This is a genomic window from Desulfofundulus sp. (genome assembly GCF_049701015.1).
GTDB lineage: Bacteria > Bacillota > Desulfotomaculia > Desulfotomaculales > Desulfovirgulaceae > Desulfofundulus.
Window position 1 is genome coordinate 1 of sequence record NZ_JBNATZ010000282.1, and the last position, 3,035, is coordinate 3,035.

2 protein-coding genes are annotated in these 3,035 nt (G+C 56.6%); both read left to right on the plus strand.

Annotated features, from left to right (window positions below):
* The first annotated feature begins 126 nt into the window (after positions 1-126).
* Positions 127-1,524 carry an NAD(P)/FAD-dependent oxidoreductase gene (locus ACPLUI_RS13235; RefSeq protein ID WP_424660721.1) on the plus strand — a complete coding sequence of 466 codons (1,398 nt, stop codon included), beginning with the start codon at positions 127-129 and terminating at the stop codon, positions 1,522-1,524.
* A 3-nt stretch (positions 1,525-1,527) separates the two neighbouring features.
* The gene (locus tag ACPLUI_RS13240; protein ID WP_424660722.1) at positions 1,528-2,811 is read left to right on the plus strand and encodes an adenylosuccinate synthase; all 1,284 of its coding nucleotides are present in this window, start codon (positions 1,528-1,530) and stop codon (positions 2,809-2,811) included.
* Positions 2,812-3,035 lie beyond the last annotated feature (224 nt).

A 3,035-nucleotide genomic window follows, 5' to 3' on the forward strand; every position in this document is an offset into this window, starting at 1 on the left:
TGAAAGAGGGTTGCTCTTGACATACCCCTGTTACTTTGCTAGAATCACTGTGTTTGGCATCATGCCTGTTGTAAGTGGTGAAAAAACGAACATGCCCGGGAGTAGCTCTAAGGAGGGATTTAAAAAATGGTACAGGTTTACGACGTGATAATTGTCGGTGCTGGTCCCGCCGGCATTTTTACGGCCCTGGAGCTGGTCAGGCAAAAGGCCGGCCTAAAAGTTCTCATGCTGGAAAAGGGGCGGGATCTGGAACAGCGAAAATGTCCCTCCAGAGAAAAGAATGTTGCCTGCTTTCAATGCAACCCCTGCTCCACCATCTGCGGGTGGGGCGGCGCTGGAGCTTTCAGCGACGGCAAGTTGACCCTTTCCACGGAGATTGGGGGCAGCCTGGAACAGTATATCGGAGAAGAAACTCTGGGTGAGTTGATTGATTATGTGGATAAAATATACCGGGAATTTGGAGCACCGGAGACTGTCTATGGCCTGGAGCATGCCGAAGCCATAGAAGAGTTCCAGCACCGTGCGGCTCAGGCGGAACTCAAACTGATTCCCGTGGCTATTCGCCATCTTGGTACCGGCCGGTGCCAGGAGGTCCTGGCCCGCATGAAACAATACCTGCTGGCAGGTGGAGTGGAAATCCGTACCTCCTGCCCGGTTGATTCCATCCTGACAGAAAATAATCAAGTGCGGGGCATAATTACCACCGGGGGGGAAATCATTTACGGCCGACATGTGGTCCTGGCTCCCGGCCGGGAAGGAGCCGAATGGCTGGCAGGGCAGGCCCGGACGCTGGGGCTGACCATGGTGGTGAACCCGGTGGATATCGGCGTGCGGGTGGAAGTACCGGCCCCAGTGATGGAGCCTCTCACCCGGGTGTTCTATGAAGCCAAGTTTATCTATTATTCCCGCGACTTTGACGATAAAGTGCGTACTTTTTGCATGAACCCCTACGGTGAAGTGGTCATGGAGAACAACGATGGCCTGGTTACTGTGAACGGTCATACCCATGCCTATCGTAAAACCGGTAATACCAACTTTGCTGTTCTGGTCAGCAAAACCTTCACCGAACCTTTTAAAGAGCCCATTGCCTATGGCAAGTACATTGCCAGCCTGGCCAATCTTCTGGGCGGTGGGGTTATTGTCCAGCGGCTGGGCGACCTCCTGGCCGGGAGAAGGAGCACGGAGGAAAGGATGCGCAAGTGCCTCACCGTTCCCACCCTGAAACAGGCCACGCCGGGTGACCTGAGCCTGGTTTTCCCGTACCGGCATCTGGTGGCCATTGTGGAAATGTTAAAAGCACTGGATGAAGTCGCGCCGGGGATTTATTCCCGTTACACACTCCTATACGGGGTGGAAGTAAAATTTTATTCTTCCCGCCTGGCCCTGACCCGGGGGCTGGAGACCCAGGTACGGAACCTGTTCGCTGCCGGCGACGGGGCAGGAATAACCAGAGGTCTGGCTCAGGCGTCGGTATCCGGGGTCGTAGCGGCGCGGGAAATTCTGAATAAGTGGGGGGATAAGTAGAGCATGTCAACGCTAGTGCTGGTGGGTGCCCAGTGGGGAGACGAGGGGAAGGGTAAGATTACGGACTTTCTTGCTGAGAAGGCGGACCTCATTGTGCGCTACCAGGGCGGTAACAACGCCGGCCACACGGTGGTTGTGGCAGGCCAGCAGTTCAAGCTGCACCTGGTTCCCTCGGGCATCCTGTACCCCGACAAACTGTGTTTGATTGGAAACGGTGTGGTGGTTGACCCGGAGGTTCTCCTGAACGAGCTGGATCAACTGGCTGCCCGGGGGATTTCCACTGCCAACCTTCGGATAAGCGCCCGGGCCCATGTCATCCTCCCCTACCACCGTCGGCAGGACCAGTGCGAGGAAGAAAAAAAAGGTGCCCTCCGTATCGGTACCACATGCCGTGGCATTGGTCCGGCCTACACCGACAAAACCGCCCGGGTTGGGATTCGCATGGCTGAACTGGTGGATGAAGAAGAATTCCCGGGTCTCCTGGAACGGTACCTCGAAAATAAGAACCAGCTGTTCCGGATGATTTACGGGAGCGAGGAATTCAGGCTGGAGGAGATTCTACCCGCCTATCTGGAATACGGCCGGCGGTTGAAGCCTTTCGTGGCAGATGTATCCGTGATCGTAAACGACGCTATCGAACAGGGCAGGAAGGTCCTTTTTGAAGGTGCCCAGGGTACCCTCCTTGATATCGACCACGGCACCTACCCCTACGTAACCTCATCCCATCCCGTAGCTGCCGGAGCCTGCACCGGTACGGGCATTGGTCCCACCCGCATTGACCGGGTGATGGGTGTGGCCAAGGCCTATGTCACCAGGGTGGGTGAGGGCCCCTTCCCTACGGAGCTGAAAGATTCCCTGGGGGACCATATACGCTCCCGGGGTGGGGAGTTTGGCACCACCACCGGCAGGCCGCGCCGCTGTGGGTGGTTTGATACCGTTGTGGCCCGCTATGCGGTGCGGGTTAACGGACTGGACTACCTGGCCATTACCAAGCTGGACGTACTTACCGGCCTGGAAACCATCCGCCTGTGTACTGCCTACCGCTACAAAGGGGAAATCCTGACCGAGTTCCCGGCCACCCTCAAGGTGCTGGCTGCCTGCGAGCCGGTTTACGAGGAGTGGCCCGGCTGGCAGGAAGATATCAGCCGGGTCCGTCGTTATGAGGACCTGCCTCTCAATGCCCGCCGTTACCTTGAGCGCATCACCGAGGTGGTAGGCGTTCCCATAGCCATTATTGGCGTGGGCCCCGGCCGGGAAGAAACCATTATTACGCGGGACGTGTTCTAATTTTCTCAGGATCCGCCGGAAGGCCGGTGGTTATGCGACTGACCACCGGCCGGGCAGATGCCGGTGCCAATCAGGTATCGCGAAGCACAATACAGTAAACTTGCGAACCGGCCTTAAATTTTGTGTTGACACCTGTACTCGTCTATAGTATCATTACTAGCGGTGATGTTATTGTGGGCCATTAGCTCAGATGGTAGAGCACCTGACTTTTAATCAGGGTGTCG

Excerpts from the sequence above, each read along its gene's own strand:
- ACPLUI_RS13235 (WP_424660721.1), top strand. The coding sequence starts at position 127 with ATGGTACAGGTTTACGACGTGATAATTGTCGGTGCTGGTCCCGCCGGC.
- ACPLUI_RS13240 (WP_424660722.1), top strand. The coding sequence starts at position 1,528 with ATGTCAACGCTAGTGCTGGTGGGTGCCCAGTGGGGAGACGAGGGGAAG.